The 2,518-nt window shown below is 66.1% G+C and carries 3 protein-coding genes; all 3 read right to left on the reverse strand.

Annotated elements, in window-relative coordinates; genetic code table 11:
- The coding region (locus VGL40_03615) for a hypothetical protein (protein ID HEY3314358.1) at positions 1–309 on the reverse strand (309 nt) is incomplete at its 3' end.
- Between the two features lie 24 nt (positions 310–333).
- Positions 334–876 (reverse strand): putative metallopeptidase, encoded by a 543-nt coding sequence (locus tag VGL40_03620; protein ID HEY3314359.1) that lies wholly within the window; start codon positions 874–876, stop codon positions 334–336.
- Between the two features lie 759 nt (positions 877–1,635).
- On the reverse strand, positions 1,636–2,518 hold an 883-nt coding region (locus VGL40_03625), incomplete at its 5' end, for a hypothetical protein (GenBank protein HEY3314360.1).

A 2,518-nucleotide genomic window follows, 5' to 3' on the forward strand; every position in this document is an offset into this window, starting at 1 on the left:
CCGCCTCAGCATCGACTCGACGGTCTCCCCGTCAACCACCTGGGCGGCGATGGCGAGGAGTTCCTGTTCGCCCATGGCCTTGCGTGTCACGGCCCTTGCCTCCTCGGGACGGCTTTCGACCGGAAGCGGGTTCATCAGGGCCGGCCTCAGGACTCGGCCCGGCCGGCCGTAGCGGGCCTGGATGTCCTCCGGTGGCAGGCGGTAGACCTTGAGGCTGGCCACGTTCCGGGCCTCCTCCTCGGGGGTCACCACGGGAGCCAGGGTGGGAATGATCCTGGCCACGTCAGCAACCTGCAACGCTCCTGCCACCGGAATCCCTCCAGTCCGTCAGTCTCAGTGGGTCGCGGCGGCGGCCGCGGCTTTCGGCTGGCCCTCCTCAACGACGTCGGCGAAGGTGACCTGCGGGGCTCGGTACTTCGCCCAGCTGAAGTCGCTGGCCAGGATGTCGGGCAGGATCCGCTGGGTGATGGTCCAGTCGGCCCCGATGGCCCGGGTGACAAGGCCCCACTCCTCGATGTCGTGTTTGGCCAACTTGCCGTCCTCGGCGATGTGCTTCAGCTCGTGGTACATGAGAATGGCCATCTTCTCGCGGCTGAAGTTCTGGCAGGCGTCCTGGAAGACCTCGATGACGTAGGACTTCCCGGTGAGGTAGTGGATCAGCGGCGAGAGCTTGCGGCAGGCGGCGTACTTGACGAGTTTCTTCTTCGGGGCCTTGAAGACGCTGGACAGGCGGCGCCGCCGGGTGGGCTTGGCCGCCTTGGCCACGTTCTCGACGAAGACGATGGATCCGATGGGGACGTGGCGCAGTTCGGGCATCTTCCGGACCAGGGCCTTGGCGTAACCGGCGTAGAGGTCGGCGGGCTGGTAATCAGGCATCTTCGGTGCTCCTTTCGTGGTTGAACTGGAGAATTCGTCGGCCAACGTACTCTGCCGCGGCGGGGTAGACGGCGTTTCCTAACGCGTCAAGCCGCTGTGTCCGATCGGGAAGCCAGCGTACCAATCGAGCCAATCCGGGTTCACATTCAAGCCGCTCTCTGGGGCGTTTCCCTCGACCAGCCACAGCCACGCTATGAAGTCTTCGAGATTGGAGCGATACTCGCCGCTCTTCGCTCGCTTCCAGCACACCCCATGGGTCCCGATACAGGCCCGCGGGGTAGGCCACAAGGAAGAGCCGGAGCCGTTCGTGATAGGCACCGAAGGCCGACGCCGGTAGGCAATCCCATTCCGCGTCATACCCGAGCGCGGCCAGGTCCCGCAGAACCCCTGCAAAGAACCCTCCATGGTCGGGTGAGAGAATCCCCGGGACATTCTCGACCAGGATCCATCTCGGTTTAAGGCCGCAAATGAGTCTCGCGAAGTCCGGCCAGAGGTTTCGTTCATCGGCGGCTCCCTTGCGCTTACCGGTTTGGGAATGGGGCTGGCAGGGTATCCCGCCACAGAGCAGGTCGACGGGTGGAAGGTCGGCGGGGTCGAGCTTAGTCATGTCGCCGAAGGTCGGAACGGTCGGCCAGTGGTGGGCCAGGACCGATCGGCAGAAGGGGTCGACCTCGGAGAACCACCGGGGCTGAAGGCCGGCGCGTTGGAGGCCGAGGGTCAGGCCGCCGATGCCGGCACAAACCTCTCCGAAAGTCAGAGTCACGGGACCTCGATGGTCAGGTCACCGGTTGGCTCGTTGTAGTCGACCCTGGCCCCGGCGGCCTCCCAGGGCTCCCGGGCCGGCAGGCGGATGTACCCGACGCCGACCTGGATGGGCACGAGGAGGGTCGTCGCCCGGCCGTTGACGACCATCTCGTTCGGCCGGTGGATGTTGAACTTGAGGACCGTCGGCTCTTTGACCGCAGGGGTCGGCGGGGTGGCCGGGGCGTCCCGGACCCCGATCGGCGGCGTTGGACCCTTGGCGTCCAGCATGGCGAAGAACCTGAACAGCGCCGGCCGGACGGCCTCCTTGGCCCGCGGAATGACCCCGACCGACCCGCCCAGGACCTCCACCCGGAAGTCCTCGGCGAAGATCTCCCACGGCCGCTTCTCCCACGGCAGGAACGGGTCGTCGGGGTAGGTCAGGCCGCGGAGGTTCTTGTACTGGGACATGAGCGGCGTGTCGACCTTGTCGGTGTAGCTCTGGTCGACCAGGCGGTAGCAGATGGCGTGGCCGAGCTCGTGGGCGACGAGCCAGTCGACCTGCTCCTGGGTGACCTCGTGGGTGACGTTGCCGAGGACCATGTGGTTCAGGTACGTCACCGCGTCATAGCCGCTGAAGGGCTCCCACCGCTTGAGCTTGACGTCGAAGGGCATCAGGATCAGCCCGGCCAGGAGGATGGTGAACCCGTCCAGCCAGCCGAGGGGGAACTTGTGGCCAACCGACTCGATGGCGGACTTGATCATGTCGACGGGGATCGGGTCACCGCCGGGGGTGCCGTGGTCGATCTGGCCGGCGAAAACCACGGTGGCCCCGCCGTCGTGGAGGTTCAGGAACTGCTGGCAGGCCGGCGGGGGGATGATCGTGACGCTCAAGAGACTG

Source organism: Bacillota bacterium (genome assembly GCA_036504675.1).
In the GTDB taxonomy this organism is placed as follows: Bacteria; Bacillota; Sulfobacillia; order JAJYWN01; family JAJZPE01; genus DASXUT01.